This is a genomic window from Oerskovia enterophila, from assembly GCF_044748475.1.
In the GTDB taxonomy this organism is placed as follows: domain Bacteria; phylum Actinomycetota; class Actinomycetes; order Actinomycetales; family Cellulomonadaceae; genus Oerskovia; species Oerskovia enterophila.
On the sequence record NZ_JBIVFZ010000002.1, the window covers coordinates 91,314 to 116,813 of the forward strand.

General features: G+C 71.3%; 16 protein-coding genes. 5 read left to right on the forward strand and 11 right to left on the reverse strand.

The features are described from left to right. The first annotated feature begins 428 nt into the window (after positions 1 to 428). Positions 429 to 1,256 carry an FKBP-type peptidyl-prolyl cis-trans isomerase gene (locus ACIPWA_RS05100; protein ID WP_235534434.1) on the forward strand — a complete coding sequence of 276 codons (828 nt, stop codon included), beginning with the start codon at positions 429 to 431 and terminating at the stop codon, positions 1,254 to 1,256. A gap of 161 nt (positions 1,257 to 1,417) precedes the next feature. Then, on the forward strand, positions 1,418 to 1,912 hold the full coding sequence (locus ACIPWA_RS05105; protein ID WP_400288561.1) for a phosphoribosyltransferase: 495 nt from the start codon (positions 1,418 to 1,420) through the stop codon (positions 1,910 to 1,912). Positions 1,913 to 2,087: 175 nt separating this feature from the next. On the opposite strand, the gene nrdF is transcribed toward ACIPWA_RS05105, so the two are convergent. From nrdF to ACIPWA_RS05140, 7 genes are all read right to left on the reverse strand, one after another. Continuing rightward, positions 2,088 to 3,068 carry a class 1b ribonucleoside-diphosphate reductase subunit beta gene (gene nrdF / locus ACIPWA_RS05110; RefSeq protein ID WP_056763957.1) on the reverse strand — a complete coding sequence of 327 codons (981 nt, stop codon included), beginning with the start codon at positions 3,066 to 3,068 and terminating at the stop codon, positions 2,088 to 2,090. 236 nt (positions 3,069 to 3,304) lie between these two features. Then, a complete protein-coding gene (gene nrdE, locus ACIPWA_RS05115) occupies positions 3,305 to 5,464 on the reverse strand; it encodes a class 1b ribonucleoside-diphosphate reductase subunit alpha (protein ID WP_369800615.1) in 2,160 nt (719 codons plus the stop codon). Beyond that, on the reverse strand, positions 5,434 to 5,865 hold the full coding sequence (nrdI, locus tag ACIPWA_RS05120; protein WP_068627108.1) for a class Ib ribonucleoside-diphosphate reductase assembly flavoprotein NrdI: 432 nt from the start codon (positions 5,863 to 5,865) through the stop codon (positions 5,434 to 5,436). Before nrdI ends, nrdE begins: the two co-directional genes overlap by 31 nt. Positions 5,866 to 5,902: 37 nt before the next feature. After that, the gene (nrdH, locus tag ACIPWA_RS05125) at positions 5,903 to 6,145 is read right to left on the reverse strand and encodes a glutaredoxin-like protein NrdH (RefSeq protein ID WP_056646227.1); all 243 of its coding nucleotides are present in this window, start codon (positions 6,143 to 6,145) and stop codon (positions 5,903 to 5,905) included. 561 nt (positions 6,146 to 6,706) lie between these two features. Continuing rightward, positions 6,707 to 8,197, reverse strand: coding sequence for a GH1 family beta-glucosidase (locus tag ACIPWA_RS05130; RefSeq protein ID WP_400288565.1), 1,491 nt, complete (start codon positions 8,195 to 8,197; stop codon positions 6,707 to 6,709). A gap of 190 nt (positions 8,198 to 8,387) precedes the next feature. Then, positions 8,388 to 10,658, reverse strand: a complete 2,271-nt coding sequence (yicI, locus tag ACIPWA_RS05135) for an alpha-xylosidase (RefSeq protein ID WP_400288568.1) — start codon at positions 10,656 to 10,658, stop codon at positions 8,388 to 8,390. Continuing rightward, complete coding sequence (locus tag ACIPWA_RS05140) at positions 10,655 to 12,889, reverse strand: beta-galactosidase (RefSeq protein ID WP_400288570.1); 2,235 nt, start codon at positions 12,887 to 12,889, stop codon at positions 10,655 to 10,657. Before ACIPWA_RS05140 ends, yicI begins: the two co-directional genes overlap by 4 nt. A gap of 147 nt (positions 12,890 to 13,036) precedes the next feature. Here ACIPWA_RS05140 and ACIPWA_RS05145 point away from each other — a divergent pair, with 147 nt between their 5' ends. Further along, positions 13,037 to 15,934 carry a glycoside hydrolase family 95 protein gene (locus ACIPWA_RS05145; protein WP_400288573.1) on the forward strand — a complete coding sequence of 966 codons (2,898 nt, stop codon included), beginning with the start codon at positions 13,037 to 13,039 and terminating at the stop codon, positions 15,932 to 15,934. Further along, positions 15,918 to 16,922: a LacI family DNA-binding transcriptional regulator gene (locus ACIPWA_RS05150; RefSeq protein WP_068625367.1), complete on the forward strand. Its 1,005-nt coding sequence runs from the start codon at positions 15,918 to 15,920 to the stop codon at positions 16,920 to 16,922. The genes ACIPWA_RS05145 and ACIPWA_RS05150 overlap by 17 nt, the downstream gene beginning before the upstream one ends. Positions 16,923 to 16,951: 29 nt before the next feature. On the opposite strand, the gene ACIPWA_RS05155 is transcribed toward ACIPWA_RS05150, so the two are convergent. The 3 genes from ACIPWA_RS05155 to ACIPWA_RS05165 all read right to left on the reverse strand — a co-directional run bounded on the left by ACIPWA_RS05155 (position 16,952) and on the right by ACIPWA_RS05165 (position 20,696). Next, positions 16,952 to 17,977, reverse strand: coding sequence for a carbohydrate ABC transporter permease (locus ACIPWA_RS05155; RefSeq protein ID WP_068625368.1), 1,026 nt, complete (start codon positions 17,975 to 17,977; stop codon positions 16,952 to 16,954). Further along, complete coding sequence (locus ACIPWA_RS05160; RefSeq protein ID WP_231907548.1) at positions 17,974 to 18,882, reverse strand: ABC transporter permease; 909 nt, start codon at positions 18,880 to 18,882, stop codon at positions 17,974 to 17,976. Before ACIPWA_RS05160 ends, ACIPWA_RS05155 begins: the two co-directional genes overlap by 4 nt. A gap of 152 nt (positions 18,883 to 19,034) precedes the next feature. Continuing rightward, positions 19,035 to 20,696, reverse strand: a complete 1,662-nt coding sequence (locus tag ACIPWA_RS05165) for a type 2 periplasmic-binding domain-containing protein (RefSeq protein ID WP_400288576.1) — start codon at positions 20,694 to 20,696, stop codon at positions 19,035 to 19,037. A gap of 278 nt (positions 20,697 to 20,974) precedes the next feature. Here ACIPWA_RS05165 and ACIPWA_RS05170 point away from each other — a divergent pair, with 278 nt between their 5' ends. Further along, the gene (locus ACIPWA_RS05170; protein ID WP_400288578.1) at positions 20,975 to 24,016 is read left to right on the forward strand and encodes a glycoside hydrolase family 3 C-terminal domain-containing protein; all 3,042 of its coding nucleotides are present in this window, start codon (positions 20,975 to 20,977) and stop codon (positions 24,014 to 24,016) included. Positions 24,017 to 24,133: 117 nt separating this feature from the next. On the opposite strand, the gene ACIPWA_RS05175 is transcribed toward ACIPWA_RS05170, so the two are convergent. Further along, entirely contained in the window at positions 24,134 to 25,432 is a 1,299-nt protein-coding gene (locus tag ACIPWA_RS05175) for an N-acetylglucosamine-6-phosphate deacetylase (protein WP_400288580.1), read from the reverse strand. Positions 25,433 to 25,500 lie beyond the last annotated feature (68 nt).

Below are 25,500 nucleotides of genomic sequence, written 5' to 3' on the forward strand. Positions count from 1 at the left end.
CGACAGCGACGAACGCTCACGGTTGCGACAGCGACGAACGCTCACGGTTGCGACAGCGACGAACGCTCACGGTTGCGACAGCGACGAACGCTCACGGTTGCGACAGCGACGAACGCTCACGGTCGCGACAGCGACGAACGCTCACGGTCGCGACAGCGACGAGCCGGTCAAGGCTCCCGCGTCCGTTTTCAGCGCACTCCCAGAGAGTGCGGCTAGAGTTGCGGGGCCCGCCACTCCCGTGCTCGTCGCCGTGTTCACTCCCGGTCGTGCGCGGACACCCCGAACGAAGGATCCTTGTGAAGCTCCGTACCTCTCGCGGCCTCGTCGCGATCGCCCTGGGTACCGCCCTCGTCCTGTCCGGTTGTGCGTCCGGAGACGGCGGGAGCGCCAGCCCGTCCCCCAGCGAGTCGGCACCGGCAGACACCGGCGTGGCAGCCCCCACGGCGGAGGACATCGCCGCGGTCGAGTCCATCAAGGTCACCGGTGACATCGGCACCGAGCCCACCGCGACGTTCGAGAAGCCCTTCACCGTCTCCACGGCCACGGCCCGCGTCGACGTCGAGGGAACGGGCGAGGACCTCGAAGAGGGGCAGCAGCTCACCATGAAGTCGGTCGTCTACTCCGGCGAGACCGCCGAGGTCCTCGGCTCGATGTGGGGCGACGAGAGCCAGGTGGACACCATCACGCTGGGCGACCCGTCGCTGTACCCGGTGCTCAACGAGGTCCTCACGGGCCAGAAGGTCGGCACGCGGTTCATCTTCGCCGCGCCCGGCCAGGACGGCAAGACGAGCATCTCCATCGTCGAGGTGACCGGCGCCAAGAGCATCCCGGAGCGCGCCGAGGGCGAGGCCGTGACGCCGGCTGACGGCCTGCCGGTCGTCACCCTGGACGACACCGGCAAGCCCAGCATCGACATCCCCGAGGGCTACGCCGACCCGACCGAGCTCGTCGTGCAGACGCTCATCAAGGGCACCGGCCCCGAGGTCACGGCTGACCAGACGATCACGGCGCACTACACGGGTTGGACCCTCGACGGCGAGCCCTTCGACTCGTCGTGGGAGAAGGGCGCTCCCGCGAGCTTCCCGCTGACGGGCGTCATCCAGGGCTGGACCGAAGGCCTTGCTGGACAGACCGTCGGCAGCCAGGTGCTGCTCGTCATCCCCGCCGCCATGGGCTACGGCGCCGAGGCCAGCGAGTCGAACCCGCTCGCGGGCAAGACCCTCGTGTTCGTCGTGGACATCCTGGACGCTTCCTGATCCACCTGCCTTCCTGACGGCTGAGCCGTCGGGGGGCCGTCGGATCGTCGAAGGGCCACCTCCCGCTCGCGGGAGGTGGCCCTTCTCGCGTGCTGGACGGTGACGTCCGGTACGAGCCGTTGGGCAGGCCACCTCACAGGGGCTGCCCCTAGGCTCTGTCCATGAGCACAGAGCGCGAAGTCATGACGTGGGAGATTTTCGGCGCGGCGTCCAGGCAGCTGGCCGAGCAGGTGGTCGCGGGCGGCTTCCAGCCCGACGTCGTGGTCGCGATCGCCCGCGGCGGGCTGCTGCCCGGCGGGGCCGTGGCCTACGCGCTGGGCACCAAGGGCGTAGGAACGCTCAACGTGGAGTTCTACACGGACATCGGTCAGACGCTCGCGGACCCCCGCGTCCTTCCCCCGCTGATGGACACGTCGGAGCTCCCGGGGTCCAAGGTCCTCGTGGTCGACGACGTCGCGGACTCGGGCCGGACGCTCGCCCTGGTCATGGACCTGCTCGCCGAGCACGGCACCGAGGCGCGCTCCGCTGTGCTGTACACCAAGCCGCGCACGATCGTTCAGCCGGACTTCTCCTGGAAGGAGACGGACCGGTGGATCACCTTCCCGTGGTCGGCCGAGCCTCCGGTCGAGGGCGCGCTGGCGCGGCCGAACGACTGAGCCCCTGACCTTTCGGCAGCACGGATCACCGCCGCCGATTCGCCGGCCGCGCCGGTCGGGCCCTGCCGACGCCACCGGTCCTCGAACGACGGACGCCCCGCCGCTCCTTCCGGAGTGGCGGGGCGTCCGACGTTCGATCGTGGTCAGCCCGTGAGTGCGGTGCTGACGGGCGGGATCAGAAGTCCCAGTCGTCGTCCTCGGTGTTCACGGCCTTGCCGATCACGTAGGACGAGCCCGAGCCGGAGAAGAAGTCGTGGTTCTCGTCGGCGTTCGGGGACAGTGCGGACAGGATCGCCGGGTTGACGTCGGTCTCGTCCTTGGGGAACAGCGCCTCGTAGCCCAGGTTCATGAGGGCCTTGTTGGCGTTGTAGCGCAGGAACTTCTTGACGTCCTCGGTGAGGCCCACGCCGTCGTAGAGGTCCGCGGTGTACTGGACCTCGTTCTCGTAGAGCTCGAACAGGAGCTCGTACGTGTAGGCCTTCATCTCGTCACGCTCCTCGGGGCTCAGCTTCTCGAGCCCCTTCTGGAACTTGTAGCCGATGTAGTACCCGTGCACGGCCTCGTCGCGGATGATGAGGCGGATGAGGTCGGCCGTGTTGGTGAGCTTGGCGCGGCTCGACCAGTACATGGGCAGGTAGAAGCCCGAGTAGAACAGGAAGGACTCGAGCAGCGTGCTCGCGACCTTGCGCTTGAGCGGCGAGTCGCCCTTGTAGTACTCCATGACGATCTCGGCCTTGCGCTGGAGGTTGGGGTTCTCCTCCGACCAGCGGAACGCCTCGTCGATCTCGCGCGTCGAGCACAGCGTCGAGAAGATCGACGAGTAGCTCTTGGCGTGCACGGACTCCATGAAGGCGATGTTCGTGTACACGGCCTCCTCGTGCGGGGTGATCGCGTCAGGGATGAGCGACACGGCGCCCACGGTGCCCTGGATGGTGTCCAGGAGCGTGAGGCCGGTGAAGACGCGCATGGTGAGCGTCTTCTCCTCCTCGGTGAGCGTGGCCCAGCTCTGGATGTCGTTCGAGACCGGCACCTTCTCGGGGAGCCAGAAGTTCCCGACGAGACGGTCCCAGACCTCGGCGTCCTTGTCGTCGTCGAGACGGTTCCAGTTGATCGCGGACACGCGATCGATGAGCTTGAGCTTCCCAGTGGGTGACATCGACTACTTCTCTCTCCAACGCCCGCAGCCGAGCCGGGGCACGAACGACATTCAACAGTCAGCATCTCTCCCCTGGGCCGAGTGTGGCGAACCCAGGAGAGAGATCGAGCGGCCGGCGCGGAGGGGGCGCGGGTCGTGGTCGGGTCTGGCGGGAGGCCGTGAGGAACGAACGGCCGGATGGCAGACCCGCGCCCCCTCCGCAGAGGCCGTGGAACTCAGGTGATTGCTTCAGGCAATCAGAGCATGCAGGAGACGCAACCCTCCACCTCGGTGCCCTCGAGCGCGAGCTGGCGCAGGCGGATGTAGTACAGGGTCTTGATGCCCTTGCGCCATGCGTAGATCTGCGCGCGGTTGACGTCGCGCGTGGTCGCGGTGTCCTTGAAGAACAGCGTGAGGCTCAAGCCCTGGTCCACGTGCTGCGTCGCCGCGGCGTACGTGTCGATGATCTTCTCGTAGCCGATCTCGTACGCGTCCTGGTAGTACTCCAGGTTGTCGTTCGTCAGGTACGGCGCCGGGTAGTAGACGCGCCCGATCTTGCCTTCCTTGCGGATCTCGATCTTGGCGGCGACCGGGTGGATCGACGACGTCGAGTTGTTGATGTAGCTGATCGAACCGGTCGGCGGGACCGCCTGGAGGTTCTGGTTGTAGATGCCGTGCTCCTTGACGGACGCGGCCAGCGCCTTCCAGTCCTCCTGCGTGGGGATGTGCACGCCCGCGGTCTCGAAGAGCTCCTTGACGCGCGGCGTCGCGGGCTCCCACACCTGGTCCGTGTACTTCGCGAAGTACTCGCCCGAGGCGTAGGTCGAGTCCTCGAACCCGCCGAACGCGCGGCCCCGCTCGATCGCGAGGCGGTTGCTCGCCGCGATCGCGTGGTAGGCCACGGTGTAGAAGTAGATGTTCGTGAAGTCGATGCCCTCTTCGGAGCCGTAGAAGACGCGCTCGCGAGCGAGGTACCCGTGCAGGTTCATCTGGCCGAGGCCGATCGCGTGGCCCGACTCGTTGGCGCGCTTGATCGACGGGACGGACTCGATGCTCGTCTGGTCGGACACGGCCGTCAGAGCACGGATCGCGGTGTCGATGGTCTTGGCGAAGTCCGGCGAGTCCATCGTCTTGGCGATGTTGAGCGAGCCGAGGTTGCACGAGATGTCGCGGCCGACGTGGTCGTACGACAGGTCCTCGTTGAACGTCGAGGGCGTCGAGACCTGGAGGATCTCCGAGCACAGGTTCGAGTGCGTGATGCGGCCCTTGATGGGGTTCGCCTTGTTGACCGTGTCCTCGAACATGACGTACGGGTAGCCGGACTCGAACTGCAGCTCGGCGAGGGTCTGGAAGAACTCGCGGGCCTTGATCTTCGTCTTGCGGATGCGTGCGTCGTCGACCATCTCGTCGTACTTCTCGGTGACCGAGATGTCGGCGAAGGGCTTTCCGTAGACGCGCTCGACGTCGTACGGCGAGAACAGGTACATGTCCTCGTTCTTCTTCGCCAGGTCGAACGTGATGTCGGGGATGACCACACCGAGCGACAGCGTCTTGATGCGGATCTTCTCGTCGGCGTTCTCACGCTTGGTGTCGAGGAAACGCATGATGTCGGGGTGGTGCGCGTGCAGGTAGACCGCGCCGGCGCCCTGGCGGGCACCGAGCTGGTTCGCGTAGGAGAAGGAGTCCTCGAGGAGCTTCATCACGGGGATGACGCCCGAGGACTGGTTCTCGATGTGCTTGATCGGGGCGCCGTGCTCACGGATGTTGCTCAGGAGCAGGGCCACGCCGCCGCCGCGCTTGGAGAGCTGCAGCGCGGAGTTGATGCCGCGTGCGATGGACTCCATGTTGTCCTCGATGCGCAGCAGGAAGCAGGACACGGGCTCGCCGCGCTGCGCCTTGCCGATGTTGAGGAACGTGGGGGTCGCGGGCTGGAAGCGACCGGCGACGATCTCCTCGACGATGTCGAGCGCCGTCTGCTCGTTGCCGTCCGCCAGGCCGAGGGCGACCATGGACACACGGTCCTCGAAGCGCTCGAGGTACCGCTTGCCGTCGAACGTCTTGAGCGTGTACGAGGTGTAGTACTTGAACGCGCCGAGGAACGTGTCGAAGCGGAACTTCTTGGAGTAGGCGAACTCGAACAGCGTCTTGACGAAGTCGCGGTCGTACTTGTCGAGGACCGCGGGGTCGTAGTACTTGTTCTCGACCAGGTACTCGAGCTTCTCCTCCAGGCTGTGGAAGAAGACCGTGTTCTGGTTCACGTGCTGCAGGAAGTACTGGCGCGCTGCCTGGCGGTCCTTGTCGAACTGGATCTCGCCGTCGGGGCCGTACAGGTTGAGCATCGCGTTGAGCGCGTGGTAGTCGAGCTCGACGCCCGCCGCCACCGTGCTCACGCTGGAATCCGTGACTGTCGTTGCCAAAATCGTCCCAATCCGTCGCGGACGCGCTCGACGTCCTCGGCTGTTCCCAGAAGTTCGAAGGCGTACAGGTAGGGCACCTGGCACTTCGAGGAGATGATGTCGCCGGCGATGCAGTAGGCCTCGCCGAAGTTGGTGTTGCCCGCGGCGATGACGCCGCGGATCAACGACCGGTTGTGTGAGTCGTTCAAGAACTTGATGACCTGGCGGGGCACTGCCCCGCCCTCGTTGCCGCCGCCGTACGTCGGGACCATCAGGACGTAGGGCTCGTCGACCCGCAGGAACTCGTCCTTGGGTCGCAGCGGGATGCGGTGGACCGTGCAGCCACGGTCCTCGAGGCCCAGCCGCTGGACGAACCGGTGGGTGTTGTCCGACGCGCTGGAGAAGTAGACGAGCGATCCCATGTCACACCTCGCAGCGGGGACCGGTGGGACGAGCTGTTCAGGCGACGGGAGCGACCTTCGTCGCGAGAGCGTTGATCTGGTCGGGGCGGAAGCCCGACCAGTGCTCGTCGCCCGCGATGACGACGGGTGCCTGCAGGTAGCCGAGGCCGCGCACGAGCTCGAGTGCCTCGGCGTCCTGGCTGATGTCCACGACGGAGTACTCGATGCCCTTCTTGTCGAGGGCGCGGTACGTCGCGTCGCACTGAACGCAAGCCGGCTTGCTGTAGACCGTGATGCTCATCTGGTCAGTCTCCTCGGGTAGGGGATCGAGCTTCCAGCGGGGGCGCTCAGGCCGACTCCCTGCTGGGGTCCTGACCTCGAAGAACGCTGATGGAACTACGACCGTGTGTTTTGCCGGGGAGACGATCGCTCCCTGGTGTTGACCACTATACCTAGTGGGCGGGTTCCGCGCTCGGCACTAGATGTCGTGGTCGGACGATCTTCGCCGCCTCCTCCTCGAGACGTGTCGAAGTGTGCTACAAGCACGGATCCATCCTCCCAGGAGGCACTGACACTCCCCCGGATGCACCCCGTCGTCCACCGGTACAGGAGCCCGCGAACGGCTTGTCCGAGCGGCCCCGAGGACTTCTCCACAGCTTGTGGAAGCCCTCCGTCCACATGCTGTGCAGAGCGCACGAAGAGGTCCGGAGCGCCGGTCGGCCCCGCGGAGACGCGAGGAACGACCGACCTCCGAACCAGACAAGCCGGACACGATTTCCCCCGCGTGTCATGTTCCGTCGGCGTGTCGCGCCGCGACCGTGACAGGTGCGAGATAGATCACCGGCGACGTCGACCACCGCAGTCAGCCGACCTCCGCCACCCCGGGCAGCACCGAGGTCGTCGCGAGCCGGCGGTACCAGTGCGCCGAGTCCTTCCACGTGCGCTCGAGCGTGTCGTAGTCGACGCGGATGATCCCGAACCGACGGTCGTAGCCGTAGCCCCACTCGAAGTTGTCGAGCAGCGACCACGCGAAGTACCCGCGCACGTCGGCCCCGGCGTCGATCGCAGCACCCACGGCGTCGATGTGGTCGTGCAGGTAGGCGACACGACGGTCGTCGTGGACCCGCGCGGTCCCGTCGGCGTCGACCGTGACCTCGTCGTCGAACGCCGCACCGTTCTCGGTGACCATGAGGGGCTGGCCCGGGTACGCCCGGTGCACCGAGAGGAGCAGCTCGGTCATCCCGGCGGGCTCGATGTTCCAGCCCATCGCGGTGTACGGGCCCGCCTGCGTCACGAACTCGACGTCCTCGACCCCGATCCACGGGCTGTGGCTCGATGCGCCGTGGCCGTCGTTCTCCGCGCGCTCGCCGTCGCCCGCGAAGTGGCGGACCTTGGTCGTCGAGTAGTAGTTGATGCCGAGCACGGACAGCGGCTGCCGGACGATCTCGAGGTCGCCGTCCTGGACGAACGACCAGTCGGTCACGTGCGCGGTGTCGGCAAGCAGGTCGGCCGGGTAGGCGCCGTCGAGCAGCGGGCCGAGGAACGCCCGGTTGGCGAGGCCGTCGATCTTCCGGACCGCGTCCAGGTCGGCCTCCGACGTGGGGTCGTCGGGCCGGATCACGTGCAGGTTGAGCGTCACGGACGTCATGGTGTCGTTGCCCAGGTCGTCGCGGATCGCGAGGCACGCGAGCCCGTGGGCGAGGTTGAGGTGGTGCACGGCCGCGAGCGCCGCGACGGGCTCGGTGCGTCCCGGGGCGTGCACGCCCGAGCCGTAGCCGAGGTAGGCCGAGCACCACGGCTCGTTGAGCGTGGTCCACACGTCGATCCGGTCGCCGAGCTCGCGGGCCATGCGGCGCGCGTACTCGGCGAACGCGTGCGCGGTCTCGCGGTTCGCCCAGCCGCCGCGGTCCTCGAGCTCCTGCGGGAGGTCCCAGTGGTAGAGCGTGACGACGGGCTTGACGCCCGCCTCGAGCAGCGCGTCGACGAGGCGCGAGTAGAACGCGATGCCCTCGGGGTTGAACTCTCCGGTGCCGCCGGGCTGGACGCGCGACCAGGAGATCGAGAACCGGTAGGCGCCGAGCCCGAGGTCCTTGATGTGCTGCACGTCCTCGGCCCACCGGTGGTAGTGGTCGTCGGCGACGTCGCCCGTGTCGCCGTTCAGGGTGCGGCCGGGGGTGTGGGAGTAGGTGTCCCAGATGGAGGGTCCGCGCCCGCCCTCGGCGGCGGCGCCCTCGATCTGGTAGGCGGCGGTGGCCGACCCCCAGAGGAAGTCGGTCGGGAAAGCCCGCCGTGCGGGTGGCTGTGCTGTGGACGGTGCGGGTCCGGCGTCCTGCCGGGTAGCGACGTTGCTCACGGTGTTCCTTCGGTGGTTCTGGGATGGACGGTCCGTGCAAGCGTGGGAGCGCTCTCACGTATCGATTCGATCAGGGTACCCACGCGCGGGGGCGACGTCGAGGCCCAGGGTGAGCGGCGCCGTCGGGCACGGGGCTTCCTGCCCGACGACGCCGCTCACCTCTCCCCTCGCCCACACGACGGGAGGAGCGTCAGACGGGCAGCTCGACGCTCCCCGCCCCCTCGGCGCGGACGACGTGCTCGCCGAGCTGCACGGCCCACGGGGCCCGGGCGTCGTCCGAGGTGACCGTGACCCTCCTCCCCTCGCGGCGCGTGCGGAACGTCGTCGGCTCGCCCGACTCGGACGGGACCGTGGTCGTCGAGTCGTGCCCGTCGGGCAGCTGGAACAGGCGCAGCGTCACGCCGTCGGCCCACGCGTAGTCCGGCCGGTCGGTGCGCGCACCGACCGGCAGGACCGTGCCCGGGCGGACCAGGAGAGGCAACGAGTCGAACCCGTGCCGCTCGGCCACCCACCGCGGCCCAGAAACCGCGCGCCCGTCGAGCAGGTTCGTCCAGCGGCCCTCCGGGACGTAGTACTCGACGTCGCCCTCGGTGCTGAACACCGGTGCGACGAGCAGCGCGTCGCCCAGCATGTACTGGGTGTCGACGCCGGCCGTCCCCCGGTCGCCCGGGAACTCGAGCATCATGGGCCGCATCATCGGCACGCCCTGCCCGTGCGCCTCCCCCGCCACCCTGGCCAGGTACGGCATGAGCGACATCTTGAGCCGCGTGAAGGTCCGCGCGACGTCCACGGCCTCGTCGTCGAACGCCCAGGGCACGCGATAGGAGTCCGAGGCGTGCAGGCGGCTGTGCGAGGACAGCAGGCCGAACGCGGTCCAGCGCTTGAAGACCGCCGGGTCGGGCGTGCCCTCGAACCCCCCGATGTCGTGGCTCCAGTACCCGAACCCCGACAGCGCGAGCGAGAGACCGCCGCGCAGCGACTCGGCCATCGAGGCGTACGTCGACTCGCAGTCCCCGCCCCAGTGGACCGGGAACTGCTGACCGCCCGCGGTCGCCGACCGCGCGAAGAGCACCGCCTCGCCCTCGCCGCGCTCGGCCTGCAGCAGCTCGAACACGGCCTCGTTGTACAGGTGCGCGTAGTAGTTGTGCATGCGCTGCGGGTCCGACCCGTCGTGCCACACCACGTCCGTGGGGATCCGCTCGCCGAAGTCGGTCTTGAAGCAGTCGACGCCCTGGTCCAGCAGGCCCTTGAGCTGCGCGAGGTACCAGGCCTTCGCGTCGGGGTTCGTGAAGTCGACGAGCGCCATGCCCGCCTGCCACATGTCCCACTGCCAGACGTCGCCCGCGGGCGTCAGCACCAGGTACCCCTTCTCGCGCCCCTCGGCGAACAGGTGCGAGCGCTGGGCGACGTACGGGTTGATCCACGCCGAGATCCGCAGCCCCTTGGCGCGCAGCCGCGCGAGCATGCCCTCGGGGTCGGGGAACGTGGCCGGGTCCCACACGAAGTCGCACCAGTGGAACTGCCGCATCCAGAAGCAGTCGAAGTGGAAGACGCTCAGGGGGATCTCGCGCTCGGCCATGCCGTCGATGAACGAGGTCACGGTGCCCTCGTCGTAGTCGGTCGTGAACGAGGTCGACAACCACAGCCCGAACGACCACGCGGGCACCCTGGCAGGCCGCCCCGTGAGCGCGGTGTACCGGCTGAGGATCTCCTTGGGCGTCGCGCCGTAGATCACGTAGTACTGGAGCGTCTCACCCACGACCGAGAACTGCGTGCGCGAGACGACCTCGGTGCCCACCTCGAACGAGACCCTCTCGGGGTGCGCCACGAACACGCCGTAGCCCGCGTCCGACAGGTAGAACGGGACGTTCTTGTACGCCTGGTCGCTCGCCGTCCCGCCGTCCTCGTTCCAGATGTCGACCGACTGCCCGTTCTTGACCAGTGCACCGAAGCGCTCGCCCAGGCCGTACAGGTGCTCACCCACGCCGATCGTGAGCTGCTCGCGGACGTGATGGGCGCCGTCGGGCGTCGTGACGACCCCGACGCTGCGGTCGGTCGAGCTCGTCAGGACCCTGCCGTCGGCCACGAAGTCCACGCGCCAGCCGCCGTCGGTCGCGACCCGGGCCACGAGCCGGCCCGAGGTCAGCGACGCGCCGTGCTCGCCCTCGACGAGGGGCAGGACGACCTTGGAGTCGCCCGGCGCACGCGAGACCTCGAAGTGCGGGCCCGGGTCCCGGCGCCCCTGGTGGTGCTCGATGCGCACGCCCACGACGTCGTCCATGGGCGCGTCGAACGACACCGTGACGAGGGGCCGGTTGAGCGTGTCGCCACGCGTCAGGATCGGCGCCGTCGGCGCGTACACCACGAGCCGGCCCGCGTCGTCGACGACCTCGTCGACCGACTGCGGCCGCAGCAACGTCACGCCCGGCAGCAGCTTCCAGTAACCATCCGTGAACTTCATGAGTTCCTCTCGATCAGGACGACGACGTCGTCGGCCGCGAGGACGACCTCGCCGGCAGCAGGTGGGAGCCCGGTCAGGAGGTCGACGACCTCGGCCCGGGGATGAGATGGGGAGACGGACGAGGAGCCGCGCGGGAACAGGTCCTCCACGCGGACGCGGACCGTGTCGCGTCCGTGGTTCAGCACGAAGAGCGCGTCACCGCGCCGGACCACCTCGACGCCGGGGAGGCGCACCGCGGGTGCGACCCCCTCGACGCCGGCCTCCGCGAGCGCCCGCCGCAGCACGTGCGCGAGGACGTCCTGCGGCGGCACGGTCGCGACGTACCAGGCCGCACCGCCCCCCGGGAGCCCGTGCCGGGTGATCGCCGGTCCCCCGTCGAGGTGACCGCCGCGGAACGACGCGAGGACCTCGGCCCCCTCGGAGCGCACGAGCTCGCCCAGGACCTCGGCGCGGAACGAGCCCGTGCCCGCCGCGGGCACGGGCGCGGGCACGGGCGCGGACGGCCGCGAGGACGTCGCGCCGGGCGTCCCGGACGGTTCGCCCGGTCGCCCTCCTGGTCGCGCCGCCGTCGACCCTGCCGACCAGGCGACCTCCGCGCCGTCGTCGGGGAGCGGTACCCACTCCTCCCCGCTGAGCCCGACGACGTCCCGCAGCAGGGCGGGGAAGCGCCCGGTCCGCACGTGCGCGGACTCGTCCGCGACCCCTCCGAACGGGCCGAGCACGAGCGTCCCACCCCGGGCGACGTGGGCGCGCAGCTCCTCGGCCGCCCGCTCGGCGAGCAGGTAGAGCTGGGGGGCCAGCACGACGTCGTAGCCCGACAGGTCCTGCCCCGGGCGGGCGACGTCGACCGCGACGCCGTCCTCCCACAGGGGGCGGTACCAGGACCGGAGCTGCGCCAGGGCGTCGAGCCGGTCGGTCGGCAGCGCCTCGCTCTGCGACGCCCACCAGCTCGGCCAGTCGAAGAGGATCGCGACCCGCGCCACGACGCGCGTGCCGACGACGGCGCGCAGCCTCGCGAGGTCAGCCCCCAGGCGGCGGACCCCCTGGTGCGCGCGGGTCTCGGGGCCCGCGTGCGGGAGCATGGCCGAGTGGAAGCGCTCGGGCCCCTTGGTCGCAGCCCTCCACTGGAAGAAGCAGACCGCGTCGGCCCCGCGAGCCACGGCCTGCAGCGACTCCAGACGCGAGCGCCCGGGCGACTTGGTGAGGTTGTGCGGGCGCCAGCTGACGGCGCCGGCCGCCTGCTCCATGAGGACCCAGGGCCGACCGCGCCCGAGCGAGCGCATGAGGTCGTGCGTGAGCGCCGACGTGCTCGGGGCGTGCGGGTCGGCCGGGTCGGGGTAGGCGTCGTCCGCGACCACGTCCAGGTCGTCGGCCCACGACCAGTAGTCGACGAGGGGGAAGAAGCCCATGAAGTTCGTCGTCACGGGGCGCACGGGATCGATGCCACGGATCACGTCGCGCTGCTCGCGGAACAGCGACCGCAGCGCGTCGGACGAGTATCGCCGGAAGTCCAGGACCTGGGTCGGGTTGAGGTGGTAGGGCGCCCGCCGCGGAGGGGTGATCTCCTCCCACTGCCCGTAGTGCTGCGACCACACCGCGGTCCCCCACGCCTCGTTGAGCACCGCGAGCGAGCCGTAGCGCTCGCGCAGCCAGTCCCGGAAGGCCGCGGCGGACTCCTCGCCGTGGCAGACCTGGCCGAGCTCGTTGCCCACGTGCCACATCCGGACCGCGGGGTGCGTCGCGTACCGCTCGACGACGTCGCGCGTGATCGCGAGCGCGTGATCGCGGTAGACCCGCGACGCCGGGCTGAACTGGTTGCGCGATCCCCAGCCCAGGCGTACGCCGTCCGCGTCGACCGGCAGAGTGTCGGGGTGCAGGTGCCCGAGCCAGGGGGGTGGCGAGGCGGTCGGGGTCGCGAGGTCCACGGCGATGCCGTGCGCGTGCAGGAGGTCGAGCACCTCGTCCATCCAGGCGAAGTCACGCACGCCCGGCTGCGGCTCGTAGCGCGACCAGCTGAAGACCCCGACGGTCACGAGGTTGACCCCTGCCAGCTGCATGAGCCGGGCGTCCTCGCGCCACACGGCCGGGTCCCACTGCTCGGGGTTGTAGTCACCGCCGAACAGCACGCCGAGCTCGGTGGTCGACGGCGAGAGCCCGGGGGCCGGGTCCGTGCCCTGGTGCGGGGACGGGGACGGGCGACCGCCGGCGCGGTCAGGGGTCAGTAGCGTCATTGCCTCTCCTGGTCTCCACTTCATCGAAGCGGTTCAACACGCTAGTCTGACCGCCGAGGTCCTGTCCAGCGTCCTGACGAGACGCTTCGTCGAGGACGGCTCCCGGGAAAGCCGGGGAGCGCCCCGCAGAACGAGGAGGCAAACCGCATGATCGCGCGGCGCGATGGGCATCGAGACGAGCCGACGGGGCCGTTCGACGGATGGTCGCTCGTCGACGACCGTCCCGCGGAAGAATGGATCGAAGCGCTTCCGGTGGGGAACGGGAGGATCGGCGCCATGTGCTTCGGCGGGATCGGCACCGAGCGGCTCCAGGTCAACGACGCGACCGTGTGGTCCGGGGCGGGGGCCGAGCCGCTCGCGGGCCGCGGGCCCTCGAGCGCCGACGCACGCCCCCCGGCCTGGGCCCCGGAACCTCCGCGCGCGCACGGGCCCGCGCACCTCGCCGAGGTCCGGGCGGCCGTCACGGCGGGAGATCCGCGCCGCGCCGAGCAGCTCCTGCAGGACGTGCAGACTCCGTACGCGCAGGCCTACCTCCCGTTCGTCGACGTCCACGTGAGCGTCGCACCGGCCGAGGCGAAGGACCCTCCCGGCGCGACGAGCGAGCCCGCCGGTGCGCACGGGACCCGTGGCTACTCCCGACGGCTCGACCTGCACGAGGCCGTCGCGTCGCACGAGTACTCGCTGCCGGGACCGGCGCAGGGTCTCGACGTCCGGCACGAGACGTGGGTCGGCGCGCCCGACCAGGTGCTCGTCCACACGGTCACGACCAGCACGCCGAGCACCCTCACGGTCCGGGTCTCGAGCGTCCTGCGCGGGACGTCGGCCGACGCCGCCCCTGCTCCCGAGGAGCGCGGTGGCGCGGACCCCGGCGGGGAGGTCGCCGCGAGCCCTGGTGCGCTCGCGTGCGGGATCCTGCGGCACGAGGTGCAGCTCCCGGTCGACGTCGCTCCGGGCCACGAGAGCGTCGAGGTCCCGGTGCGGTACGACGACGGCGGGCGGCACGGGGTCGCGGTCGTCGCCGCTCCCGGCGCGCGGGTCGAGGACGGCCGGCTCGTCCTGCCCGCGGCGCTGCGGCACGTGCTCGTCGTCGCGACCGCGACGTCGCAGGACCCGACGTCCACGGGACCGGGCTCACGAGCCGACGCGTCTGCCCGGGCGACCGCGAGCGCCGTCGCAGCCCTCTCGTCGGGGTCGTCGAGCACTGTCGAGCCCCCGAGGGAGCCGCAGCGACCCGGTGGGTCCGACCAGGCCTTCCCCGCCTCGTCGGGCCCCTGGGCGGACGAGGCGGTCGCAGGCATCGTCGAGTGTCTTCGGCGCCGCCACGTCGACGAGCACCGTCGCCTCTTCGACCGGGTCCGGCTCCGGCTCGGGCCGGTGCCCGTGCGAGGGGACGCGACGGGCGCCACGGTGACCGAGCACCACCTGCGTCGCCCGCACGCCGTCGCTGCGACGCACGCCGACCCGGCGGACCCCGCGCTGGCCGCGCTCGCCTTCCACCACGGCCGCTACCTCCTGATCTCGAGCTCACGACCCGGTGGCCTCCCCGCGACGCTGCAGGGACTCTGGAACGACGAGCTCCCCGCTCCGTGGAGCAGCAGCTACACGCTCAACGTCAACACGCCCATGAACTACTGGGCCGCCGAGACCACCGACCTTGCCGAGTGCCACGAGCCCCTGCTCGCCCTCACGGCCCGCATCGCACGCGGCACCGGGGCGCGCGCGGCCGCGACGCTCTACGGGACGCGCGGGTGGGTCGCGCACCACAACACCGACGTCTGGGGGCATGCCTGGCCCGTGGGTGCGGGGCACGGCGACCCTGCCTGGGCGAGCTGGGCGCTGGGCGGGACCTGGCTCGCGCGCCACGTCTGGGACCACTACGTGTTCGCCCCTGATCCCGGCTATCTGCGCGACGTGGCGTGGCCCGTGCTCGAGGGCGCGGGACTCTTCGCGCTGGACTGGATCTGCACCGACGCGCGGCGCGACGCCGACGGGTTCGTCGAGGTCCCCCGCCAAGCCTGGACCTCACCGTCGACGTCTCCGGAGAACCACTACCTCGCGCCTGACGGCGCGCCCGCGGCGGTCACGAGGTCGGCCACCATGGATGTCGCCCTGCTGCGCGACCTCGCGGCGTCGTGCCGCGCGGCGCACGAGGCGCTCGTGGAGCCGGGTGGCCCGGCGCGCCACGCCCCCGGGTGGCTGTCCGACCTCGAGACCGCGGTCGCGCTCCTCCCGTCCCCCCGGGTGGGGGCCCGCGGGGGCCTGCTCGAGTGGGCCGAGGACCTGCCCGAGGCCGAGCCCGAGCACCGGCACCTCTCGCACCTCGTGGGACTGTTCCCCCTGGGGAGCCTGACCCCCGAGGAGCACCCCGACCTGTGCCGGGCCGCGGCGCGGAGCCTCGACCTGCGCGGCCCCGAGTCGACCGGTTGGTCCCTCGCCTGGCGGGCCGCGCTGTGGGCCCGGCTCGGGCGCGGCGACCGGGCCCACGACCAGGTGCGGCTCGCGCTGCGGACGGTCGCGTCGCCGTCGGACCCGCTGGAGAGCGGGCCCGCCCCGCACCGCGGCGGGCTCTACCCGAACCTCTTCAGCGCGCACCCGCCGTTCCAGATCGACGGGAACCTGGGCCTCACGGCGGCGATCGCCGAGATGCTCCTCCAGAGCCACACCGACCACCTGGACCTGCTGCCCGCGCTGCCCGAGGCCTGGCCCCAGGGCGAGGTCGACGGGCTGCGAGCACGTGGCGGGATCCTCGTGGGGATCACCTGGCGGGACATGCGCGTGACCGAGGTCCGGTTGACCGCTCCCCCGACGCGCGCCGTCCGCGTCCGGCTGCGCACCGCGGACGGGCGCCGTGCCGACGTCGACCTCGCGCCCGGCGCTAGGGTTGCCCTCGGGCACGAGGCTCTCGGCGCGTCCTGCACGTCCTCCGCCACGGACCCGACCCCCTCCCAGGACCCCGCCGGCCATGCCGCCGGACCACCCGCCGGGGGGCCGCCGTCCCCTGCCGTCCCCGCCCGAGAAGGAGCACACCGTGGCCACGATCGATGACGTCGCGAAGACCGCCGGGGTCTCCGCCTCGACCGTCTCCTACGTCCTGTCGGGCAAGCGCCCGATCTCCGCGGCGACGCGGCACCGGGTCGAGCGTGCGATCGAGCAGCTCGGCTACCGACCCCACGCGGGGGCGCGCGCCCTGGCCTCGGCACGCACCAACGTCATCGCACTCATGGCGCCGCTGCGCGTGGGCGTCAACGTCGGGGTCATCATGCAGTTCGTCGCCGGGGTCGTGACGAGCGCGCGGGCGGTCGACCACGACGTCCTGCTCCTGACCCAGGACGACACCACGGGCCTCGACCGGGTCGCGAGCGGCTCGATGGTCGACGCCCTGGTCATGATGGACGTCGAGGACGACGATCCCCGCATCCCGGTCCTGGTGGGCCTCAAGCAGCCGACCGTGCTGATCGGGCTCCCCCGCGACCCCGCGGGCCTGAGCTGCGTGGACCTGGACTTCGAGGCCGCCGGGCGCACCGCGGTCCGGCACCTGCTCGACCAGGGGCACCGGCACGTCGCGCTGATCGGCTCGCCGCCCGCGGTGCTCGAGCGGCACACGTCCTACGCCGAGCGCATGCTGCGCGGGTTCACCACGGCGTGCGAGCAGGCCGGCGCGACGTACGCGATCGAGCCCGCCGAGTCGTCCGTGGCCGGGGCGTACGACGCGGTCGACCGGCTGCTCGACGCGATGCCGGGCGTCACGGGCGTCGTCGTGCACAACGAGGTCGCCCTGCCGCACGTGCTCGCGCACCTGCGCGAGCGCGGCAAGTCGGTGCCCGAGGACGTCTCGGTCGTGGCCGTGTGCCCCACCGACGTGGCTCTCGCGATGCAGTCCCCCGTGACGAGCGTCGACATCCCGGCCGAGGCGATCGGCCGGGTCGCGGTCGAGATGGTCGTGGCACGCCTCGGGGGCGACCAGCCGGCCGAGACCAGGCTGCTCGCCCCCGTGCTGACCGACCGTGGCAGCACCCGCAGGGCGCCGCGGTAGCCGCCGGTCGTTCGTCCGGAGCCGTCAGTTCACCCCTTGATGGCCCCGAAGATCACGCCCTTGGTGAAGTGCCGCTGGACGAACGGGTAGATCGCGAGGATCGGGATCACGGCCAGGACCATGACGGCCATCTTGACCGGCAGTCCCGTCACGGCCCCCGCCGCGACGTCCACCTGGTTGACCCCGCTGCCCGGCAGGGTCACGCCCTGGAGCACGTACGAGCGCAGCACGAGCTGGAGCGGCCACTTGGCGTTGTCGTTGATGTAGAGCATCGCGTTGAAGAACGCGTTCCAGTAGCCGACCCCGTAGAACAGCGCGACGACCGCGATCGACGCCTTGGACATGGGCATGACGATCCGGCCCAGGATGCGCCAGTCCCCCGCGCCGTCGATGCGCGCGGCGTCGGTGATGCTCCGGTCGATGCCCATGAAGAAGGCACGCAGGATGAGCACGTTGAACGCCGACACCGCGCCCGGCAGGATCAGCGACCAGTACGTGTCGATGAGCCCGAGCGCGCTGACCAGCAGGTAGGTCGGGATCATGCCTGCCCCGAAGAACATGGTCACGAGCAGCGTGAACAGCAGCGGGCGGTGCCCGAACGAGCCCGGACGGCTCAGCCCGTAGGCCGCGAGGACCGACACCGACGTGGACAGCAGCGTGCCCACGAGCGTGACACCGATGCTCACGAGCGCGGCCTGCGTGACGATCCCGCCCGCGAGGATCTGCGAGTACGCGCTCAGGCTCAGCGACCCGGGGATCGTGACCAGGCCCCCCGAGCGCGTGATGTCGGCCTGCGAGGACAGCGACGTGAGGATGATCGTGTAGAGCGGGAAGACCACCACGAACACGATCGCGGCGAGGATCACCACCTTGGCGACGGCCCCCACGGGGTGCGGGTCGCCCTCCCACGGGGCGCGGTGCTTGGACCGCCGGCGCCGCTTGAGGGGCGTGGCTCCGCCCGACGCGCCGGGGGTCGCTCGGCCGGGATCGCCCGGGGCGCCCGTGGTGTCGGGCCCGCTGCGCGGGGCCCGGTCCGCGTTCGTCGTGGTGCTCATGCTCGCTTGTACACTCCCGCTTCTCCGAAGACGTGCGCCAGCTTGTTCGCGCCGAGGACCAGCAGCAGGGAGACGATCCCCTTGACCAGCCCTGCAGCGGCCGCGAAGGCCCAGTCGCCGTTGACGACGCCCTGGTAGTAGACGAACGTGTCGATGACCTCGGACACGCCCGCCCCGACGGCTCCTCGCTGGAGGATGAGCTGCTCGAACCCGACCGTGAGCGCGTCGCCCAGGCGCAGGATGAGCAGCAGGATGATGACGGGCCGCAGCGCGGGCAGCGTGATGTGCCACATGCGGCGCCACCGGCCCGCGCCGTCCATGGCCGAGGCCTCGTACAGCGCCGGGTCCACGGTGCTGAGCGCGGCGAGGAAGATGATGATCCCCCAGCCCGCGTCCTTCCACACGGACTGCGCCGTGATGAGCAGCAGGAACGTGTCGGGGTTCGTCATGAGGTCGAACCCCTGGTGCCCGGCCGCGGCGAGGTGCTGGTTGATGAAGCCGGCCCCGCCGAAGATCTGCTGGAAGATCGTCACGACGAGCACCCAGGAGAAGAAGTGCGGCAGGTAGACGATCGACTGGATCATGGTCCGCACGCCCGGTGTCACGACGCTGTTGAGCAGGAGCGCGAGGACGATCGGGACGGGGAAGAAGAACACGAGCTGGAACGCCGTGATCGTCAGGGTGTTGACGATCGCGTCGAGGAAGAGCGGGTCGGTGAAGATGCGCTCGAAGTTGGCCCACCCGATGAACGGGCTGCCACCGATCCCGACGTAGGGCGAGTAGTCCTGCCACGCGACGACGTTGCCGAGCATGGGGACGTACGCGAAGACGACCAGCAGGATCACCGCGGGCAGCGTCATGAGGATCAGCGACCGGTCACGCCGGAGGCGGACCCGCCAGGGGATCGTGCGGACCGCCGGGACGGGCGGGGCTGCGGGGTCCGCGACGGCGGCGGCGCCCCCTCCCGGGCCCGACGGCGTCGCGTCCGCCGGGCCCGGAACCTCGCCGTCGCCGGTGGCCGCGGTGGGCACCCGGCCCCGGTCTCCGACGTGGAGCGTCACTGCGCGTCCAGGATGTCCTGGTAGAACGCGCGCAGCTCGTCACCGCCGGCGGACTTCCACGTGGTGATCGCCGCGTCGAGGTCCGTCATGGACTTGCGGCCGCGCGCGATGTCCTTCTCGAGATCCTCGAACGGCTGGGCGATCGAGGCGTACTGGTTGGGCTCGGTGATCTGCTGTCCGTAGAAGACCGGGTCGACGGTCGTCTTCGCGGCGTCGGCCATCCAGGTGCAGAAGGCCTCGACGAAGCCCGGGTACTGGACCTTGGCGTTCACGACCGGCGGGTCGGTGAGGAAGATGAAGGTCGGCTGGAGCTCGGTCGCCGCCCGGTCGGTCGAGACGGGGAGGTTGTTCTCGTCCAGGTCGTAGTGGACGCCCTCGACCCCGTAGTTGATGAGCGCGAACTCCTCGGTGCCGAACGGGGACGCCAGGAAGTTCGCGACCGTCAGCAGCTCTTCGATCTTGGCCTTGTCGGAGTTCTTCTTGAGGAAGCTGAAGATGTTCGCGGGGTTGCCCTTGAAGAGCGTGGCCTTGCCGCCGTCGGCCGCGAAGGGGGCGAAGGGCAGCTGCGAGTACGCGGCGTTGATGGGGAGGTTGCGTCCCAGCGCCTCGTGCCAGCCGCCCAGGCCGTCGCTCGAGATGAGGACCTGGCCCGACTCGAAGCGCTGCTTGGCGTCGCCGGAGTTGTCCGCGACCGCGTCGGGGTGGACGGAGCCCTGCGCGTAGAGCTTGGACTGCCACTCGAGCGCCGCTCGGTACTCGTCGGTCTCGACCCGGTGGACCAGCTTGCCCGCGTCGTCGACCTTCCACTTCGGGGGGACGGAGTACATCTGCGTGGCCGTGACCCACAGGTCGTTGGCCCCCCACCGCTTGGCCGCAGGGTCCGTGACCTCCTTGGCGAGGTCGAGCAGCTCCTGGGCGTTCGTGGGCTGCGCCGTGATGCCGAGCTCGTCGAACACGTCCGCACGGTAGAACGTGGCGTCGGTGATGATCTCGCCGGGGAAGGGCAGCGCGTACAGCTTGTCGTTGAAGACGCAGAACTTCCAGGTGTCGGTCGAGATGTTCGCGAGGTTGGGGTACTTCTTGACGGCGTCCCCCGCGAGGAACGGCGTGAGGTCCTCGAACAGCGCGTCGACGGCCTGACCGAAGCGCGGCGGCACGTTCCAGGAGGGGATCGAGACCCAGTCCGGGACGTCCTTCGCGGAGGCGAGCACGGCAGCGAGCTTGTCCCCGTAGGTGTTGCCGTCGCTGATCTGGAACGCGAGCGTGGTCCCCGACGCCTCGTTGACCGCGTCGAAGTACTGGTTGCCCTTGGTCGGCGGGATCGTGCCCCACAGCGGCGTCATCGCGGTGTAGGTGCCGCCGCTCCCGGGCGGCTTCGGGAACGCCTTGACGAGCTCCTTCGGGATCGAGGCGTAGCCCGCCGTCGAACCGTTGACGCTCGGGAAGTCGGGCGAGACGTACTCGACCGGGAAGTACCCCGGGAGCACGCCCGCGCTGACCTTGCCTGCCGTGGCGGCGTTCACCCCGGCGCCCGCGGTGCTGCACGACGAGAGCAGCGAGGGCACGCCGACCACGGCGATCCCGGCGCCGAGCAGGCCGAGGAACGAGCGGCGGTTGAGCGTGCCCTGCATCGGTGCGGTAGCTGATTGCCTCTTCATGGGCGTTCTTCACTCCTTCGTGGATAACGCGGCACGGCATCGTGCCATGGTGCGGACCGGCGGAGCCAGACCGTTCGTGGATGCTCGTCGTCAGCCTCGAAGAACGTCGAAGCGGTTCGACGCCCAGGACTCTATGGCACGCGCACCGGGTGAAGCAATAGCAACCGTGGAAACGCGACCACCTTGCCTCGGCGCACGATCTGGTGGACGATACCGACACCCCTCTTGGCCTGTACGTACCCGGTTCATTGTCGAACCGTTTCGAAGAACGAGGAGCCATGCACTCTCTCCACGACGCCCCCGACCTGGCTCGGGACGCCCCGGTCCTGGACCCCGCCGAGGCTCGGGCCGGCGCGGTCCTCGCGCTCCTGACGCTCGACGAGAAGGTCGCCATGCTGCACCAGGCGGCCCCGGCCGTCGAGCGCCTGGGGCTCGCCCCGTTCCGCACCGGCACCGAGGCCCTGCACGGGGTCTCGTGGCTCGGCACCGCGACGGTCTTCCCCCAGCCCGTGGGCCTCGCGGCCTCGTGGGACGAGGACCTGCTCACCCGTGTGGGCGACGCGGTCGCGACCGAGGTGCGGGCCAAGCACGCGGGCGACCCGTCCGTGAGCCTCAACGTCTGGGCGCCGGTCGTGAACCCGCTGCGCCACCCCCTGTGGGGTCGCGGCGAGGAGTGCTTCTCCGAGGACCCGCACCTGACCACCGAGCTCGCGACCGCCTACTCCCGGGGCCTGCGCGGCGCGCACCCGACGGTCTGGAAGACCGTCCCGACCCTCAAGCACTTCCTCGGCTACTCGAACGAGGTCGACCGGTCGGTCACGAGCTCGCACCTCCCGCCCCAGGCGCTGCGCGAGTACGAGCTCCCCGCCTACCAGGGCGCGGTCGCCTCAGGCGCGGTCGGGGCCGTCATGCCGTCCTACAACCTCGTCAACGGGCGTCCCAACCACGTCGCGCGCGAGCTCCTGGACGAGCTGCGGAGCTGGGCCCCGGGCTCGATCGCGGTGGTCTCCGACGCCGCCGCCCCCACCAACCTGGTCGAGTCCGAGCGCTACTTCCCGACGCACACCGCCTCGCACGCGGCTGCCCTGCGGGCCGGCGTCGACTCGTTCACCGACAACGACGCGGATCCTCGGCTCACGATCGAACGTGTCACGGCGGCGCTCGCCGCCGGGCTGGTCACCGAGTCCGACGTCGACCGCGCGGTCCTGCGCCTCCTCGTCCTGCGCGCCCGGACGGGCGAGCTCTCCCCGCCCGACCTGGATCCCTACCGGTCGATCGCCCCCGACGCGATCGACCTGCCCGAGCACCGTGCGCTCGCCCGCGAGGCGGTCGCGCGAGGCGTCGTCGTGCTCTCGAACGAGGGGGTGCTCCCGCTCCGTGCCACCCCGACCCGGGTCGCGGTCGTCGGCCCGCACGCCGACCGCGTGGTCCACGACTGGTACTCGGGCACGCCGCCGTACACCACGTCGATCGCCGCGGCCCTCGTCGCGCGCTACCCGGACGCCGAGGTCCTCGTCGCCGACGGAGCCGACCGGGTCGCGCTGCGCTCACGCTCGACAGGCGCGTACGTCGCGGTGAGCGTCGACGCGTCGGTCCTGACCGCGTCGTCCCCGACCGCGTCCCCGAGCACCCACCTCGACGTGACCGACTGGGGCGAGGGCGTCCTGACGCTGCGCTCGGTCGTCAGCGGCCGGATGCTCACGGGGGCCTCGTGGATCCTCGCGGCCGACGCCGAGCGGATCGGCGGCTGGGTCGCGCAGGAGACCTTCCGCTCGCACCGCCACCCGGACGGGTCCTGGTCGCTCCAGCACGTCGGGAGCCGCCGGTGGGTGCGCGTCCAGCACGGCAGCGGCCTGCTGGTCGCCAACGCCGACGACGCAGAAGCCGCCGAGCGGTTCACGGTGCGGACCGTGCGGGCCGGCGCCCCGGAGGTCGCCCGGGTCGCCGCGGAGGCCGACGTCGTCCTCGTCGCCGTGGGCAACGATCCGCACGTGCTGGGCCGGGAGACCGAGGACCGCCCGCACCTCGACCTGCCGGCAGGCATGCAGGAGATCTGGAGGGTCGCGCACGAGTCGGGCCGCCCCGCCGTGCTCGTGGTCGTCTCGAGCTACCCCTATGCCCTGGGACCCGTCGCCGACGAGGCCGCCGCGGTCGTGTGGACGTCGCACGGCGGGCAGGAGCTGGGGTCAGGACTGGTCGACGTGCTCTCGGGCGACCTCGAGCCCACGGGACGCCTCGCCCAGACGTGGTGGCGCGAGACCCGGGACGCGGGCGAGATCCTCGACTACGACGTCGTGTCCGCCGGGACGACCTACTGGTACAGCGACGCCGACCCCCTGTACGCGTTCGGGCACGGCCTGTCCTGGTCCGCGGTCGCGTACGACGCGATCACGCTCTCGACGCCCGGGCTGACCGCCACGACCGGGACGACCACCGGGGAGCTCGCGGCCGCGGTGTCGCCCACCTCGGGCCCTGGGGGCGTTCCCGGCACATCCCTCGTCGCGACCGTGCGCCTGCGCAACACGGGCGCCCGGCCGGTCGACGAGCTCGTGGCCCTGTACGCGCTCGCCCCGGACCTCCCCGTCACGGCGCCGCGCCGTCGCCTCGTGGCCCGCACGCGGGTCCACCTCGCGCCGGGCGAGGCAGCGAGCGTCGCGCTCGAGATCGACGTGTCGCGCCTCGCCGTCTGGGACGTCGGCGTGAGCGCGGACGGCCCCGGCACCTCGACCCCCGGGGCGTTCCACCTCCAGCCGGGCGACTACGAGATCGGCACGGGCCCCTCGAGCGTCGACCTCCCGGTCCGCGCTCCGCTGCGCGTCATGGGCGCTCCCCGCCCCGCGCGACCGCTCGGCGGTGTGGCGCTCCACGCCCACGGGTTCGACGCCTACGACGGCGTGCTCACGAGCGACCGCACCCCCGAGGAGGGCTCGGCGATCGAGGTCGCGGCCGGCAGCAGGTCGGGCTGGGCACGCTACGACGGTCTCGTGCTCGACGGCGTGCGGCGCGCGACGTTGTCGGTCGCCTCGACCGCCGGGCCCGGCACGGGCGGAGCGCCCGGCGGGAGCGGGGACGGGTCCCGCCCGGGCACCCGTGGTCCGGGGTCGCCGGACGGCCCGACCGTGGGGGCCGTCGAGCTCCTGGTCCGTCGCGCCGGGGACCGAGCCGGCACCTGGGAGCCCGTGGGCCGGGCCGAGGTCCGGGCCTCGGGCCGCTACGCGTGGCAGGACGCGGCCCTCGACGTCCCGGACACGATCACGGGTGCCGTGGACCTCCTCGCCCGGCTCGAGGGCGCCGCCAGGCTCGCCTCGATCCGGTTCTGAGGCGGGCGAGGTGGGCGTCTCGGCGCGAGGCGCGCCCGCTTGCCGGGACGCCGGCGAGGCCGCCCGCCCGTGGGAGGCGCGGCCCGCCGTCGGGCAGCGAGCCGCGCGTGGGCCGGGTCAGACGACCGGCCGGCCCCCGCGCCACACCGCGAGGGGCGTCAGGTCGGCGTCGGTCACGACGACGTCGGCACGTCGTCCGGCCTCCAGCGCACCGATGTCCGAGCGTCCCAGGACGCCGGCGGGCGTGTACGAGGCAGACTTGACCGCGTCGACCAGCGGGATCCCGAAGCCGGTCGTCGCACGCACCACGTCGAGCAGGTGGAACGTGCCGCCCGCGATCGAGCCCTCGGGCGTGCCGTCGTCGAGCCGCGCGACGCCGTCCGCGACCGTCACGGCCATGGGGCCGAGCTGATAGGTGCCGTCGGGCATGCCCGCGGCGGCCATGGCGTCCGTGACGAGCACGATCGCGTCGGGCCCCACGAGCTCGAACACGCTGCGCACGGTCCCGGCCGCGAGGTGGGTGCCGTCGGCCACGAGCTCGACCACGAGCTCTCCGCGCGCAGCAGCCGCCAGGCACGCCGCGACGGGGCCAGGCGCCCGGTGGTGCAGGGGACGCATGCCGTTGAACAGGTGCGTCGCGGTCAGGCGCGGCGCGGGGCCTACCGGCTCGCCCGCCGCGGCCTGCGCTGCTCGACGCGCCGCGAGGGCCGCGACCCCCTCGACGATCGCCGCGTCCGTCTGCTCGGACGAGGCGTCGGTGTGCCCGATCGACGGGACCGCGCCGACCTCGACGAGCGCCTCGACGACACCCCCGGGACCGGTGTTCCCCGGGACCTCGGGTGCGAACGTCATGGTGCGGAAGTGTCCACGCCCGGCCTCCGCGATGGCCCGGACCAGCTCGACGTCTCCCGCGAGCATGTCGTGCGGGTTCTGGGCGCCGCACCGCACCTCCGACAGGAACGGTCCCTCGAGGTGGATGCCTGCGATCTCACCGGCGTCGCCCAGGTCGGCGAGCGTCGCGACCCGGCGCAGGAGCGTCTCGCGCTCGGCCGTCACGAGCGAGGCGACGAGGCTCGTCGTCCCGTGACGCCGGTGCTCGCGCACCGCGACGAGCGCCTGCTCCGCGTCCTCGGCGTCGGGGAAGCTCGCTCCGCCGCCGCCGTGGTTGTGCAGCTCGACGAGCCCGGGCAGGACGACCTGACCGTCGACGGGAGCCTCGGCCGCCTCGACCTCGGCGCCGTACCCGGCGGCTGCCGCGTCGCGACGGTCGCCGACCCACGCGATCTTCGCCCCGTCGAGGACGACGACGCCGTCCTCGAGGACCTCCTGCGGGGTGACGACTCGCCCGCGCAGGGCGGAGCGGGCGGCTCCTGCGGACGACGGGACGATGGGGTGCGGGGCGGCGTTCGACGTCATGTCCTCATTCTTGCGCACTTCGTTCGGACGACGCACGAATGGCCACTGCACCTGACGTCGAGCGGTCG

What these genes read in the sequence shown, in the direction of transcription:
- ACIPWA_RS05105 (WP_400288561.1), top strand. Translation starts at nt 1,418, where the DNA reads ATGAGCACAGAGCGCGAAGTCATGACGTGGGAGATTTTCGGCGCGGCG.
- nrdF (WP_056763957.1), bottom strand. Translation starts at nt 3,068, where the DNA reads ATGTCACCCACTGGGAAGCTCAAGCTCATCGATCGCGTGTCCGCGATC.
- nrdI (WP_068627108.1), bottom strand. Translation starts at nt 5,865, where the DNA reads ATGGGATCGCTCGTCTACTTCTCCAGCGCGTCGGACAACACCCACCGG.
- nrdH (WP_056646227.1), bottom strand. Translation starts at nt 6,145, where the DNA reads ATGAGCATCACGGTCTACAGCAAGCCGGCTTGCGTTCAGTGCGACGCG.
- yicI (WP_400288568.1), bottom strand. Translation starts at nt 10,658, where the DNA reads ATGAAGTTCACGGATGGTTACTGGAAGCTGCTGCCGGGCGTGACGTTG.
- ACIPWA_RS05140 (WP_400288570.1), bottom strand. Translation starts at nt 12,889, where the DNA reads ATGACGCTACTGACCCCTGACCGCGCCGGCGGTCGCCCGTCCCCGTCC.
- ACIPWA_RS05145 (WP_400288573.1), top strand. Translation starts at nt 13,037, where the DNA reads ATGATCGCGCGGCGCGATGGGCATCGAGACGAGCCGACGGGGCCGTTC.
- ACIPWA_RS05155 (WP_068625368.1), bottom strand. Translation starts at nt 17,977, where the DNA reads ATGAGCACCACGACGAACGCGGACCGGGCCCCGCGCAGCGGGCCCGAC.
- ACIPWA_RS05165 (WP_400288576.1), bottom strand. Translation starts at nt 20,696, where the DNA reads ATGAAGAGGCAATCAGCTACCGCACCGATGCAGGGCACGCTCAACCGC.
- ACIPWA_RS05170 (WP_400288578.1), top strand. Translation starts at nt 20,975, where the DNA reads ATGCACTCTCTCCACGACGCCCCCGACCTGGCTCGGGACGCCCCGGTC.
- ACIPWA_RS05175 (WP_400288580.1), bottom strand. Translation starts at nt 25,432, where the DNA reads ATGACGTCGAACGCCGCCCCGCACCCCATCGTCCCGTCGTCCGCAGGA.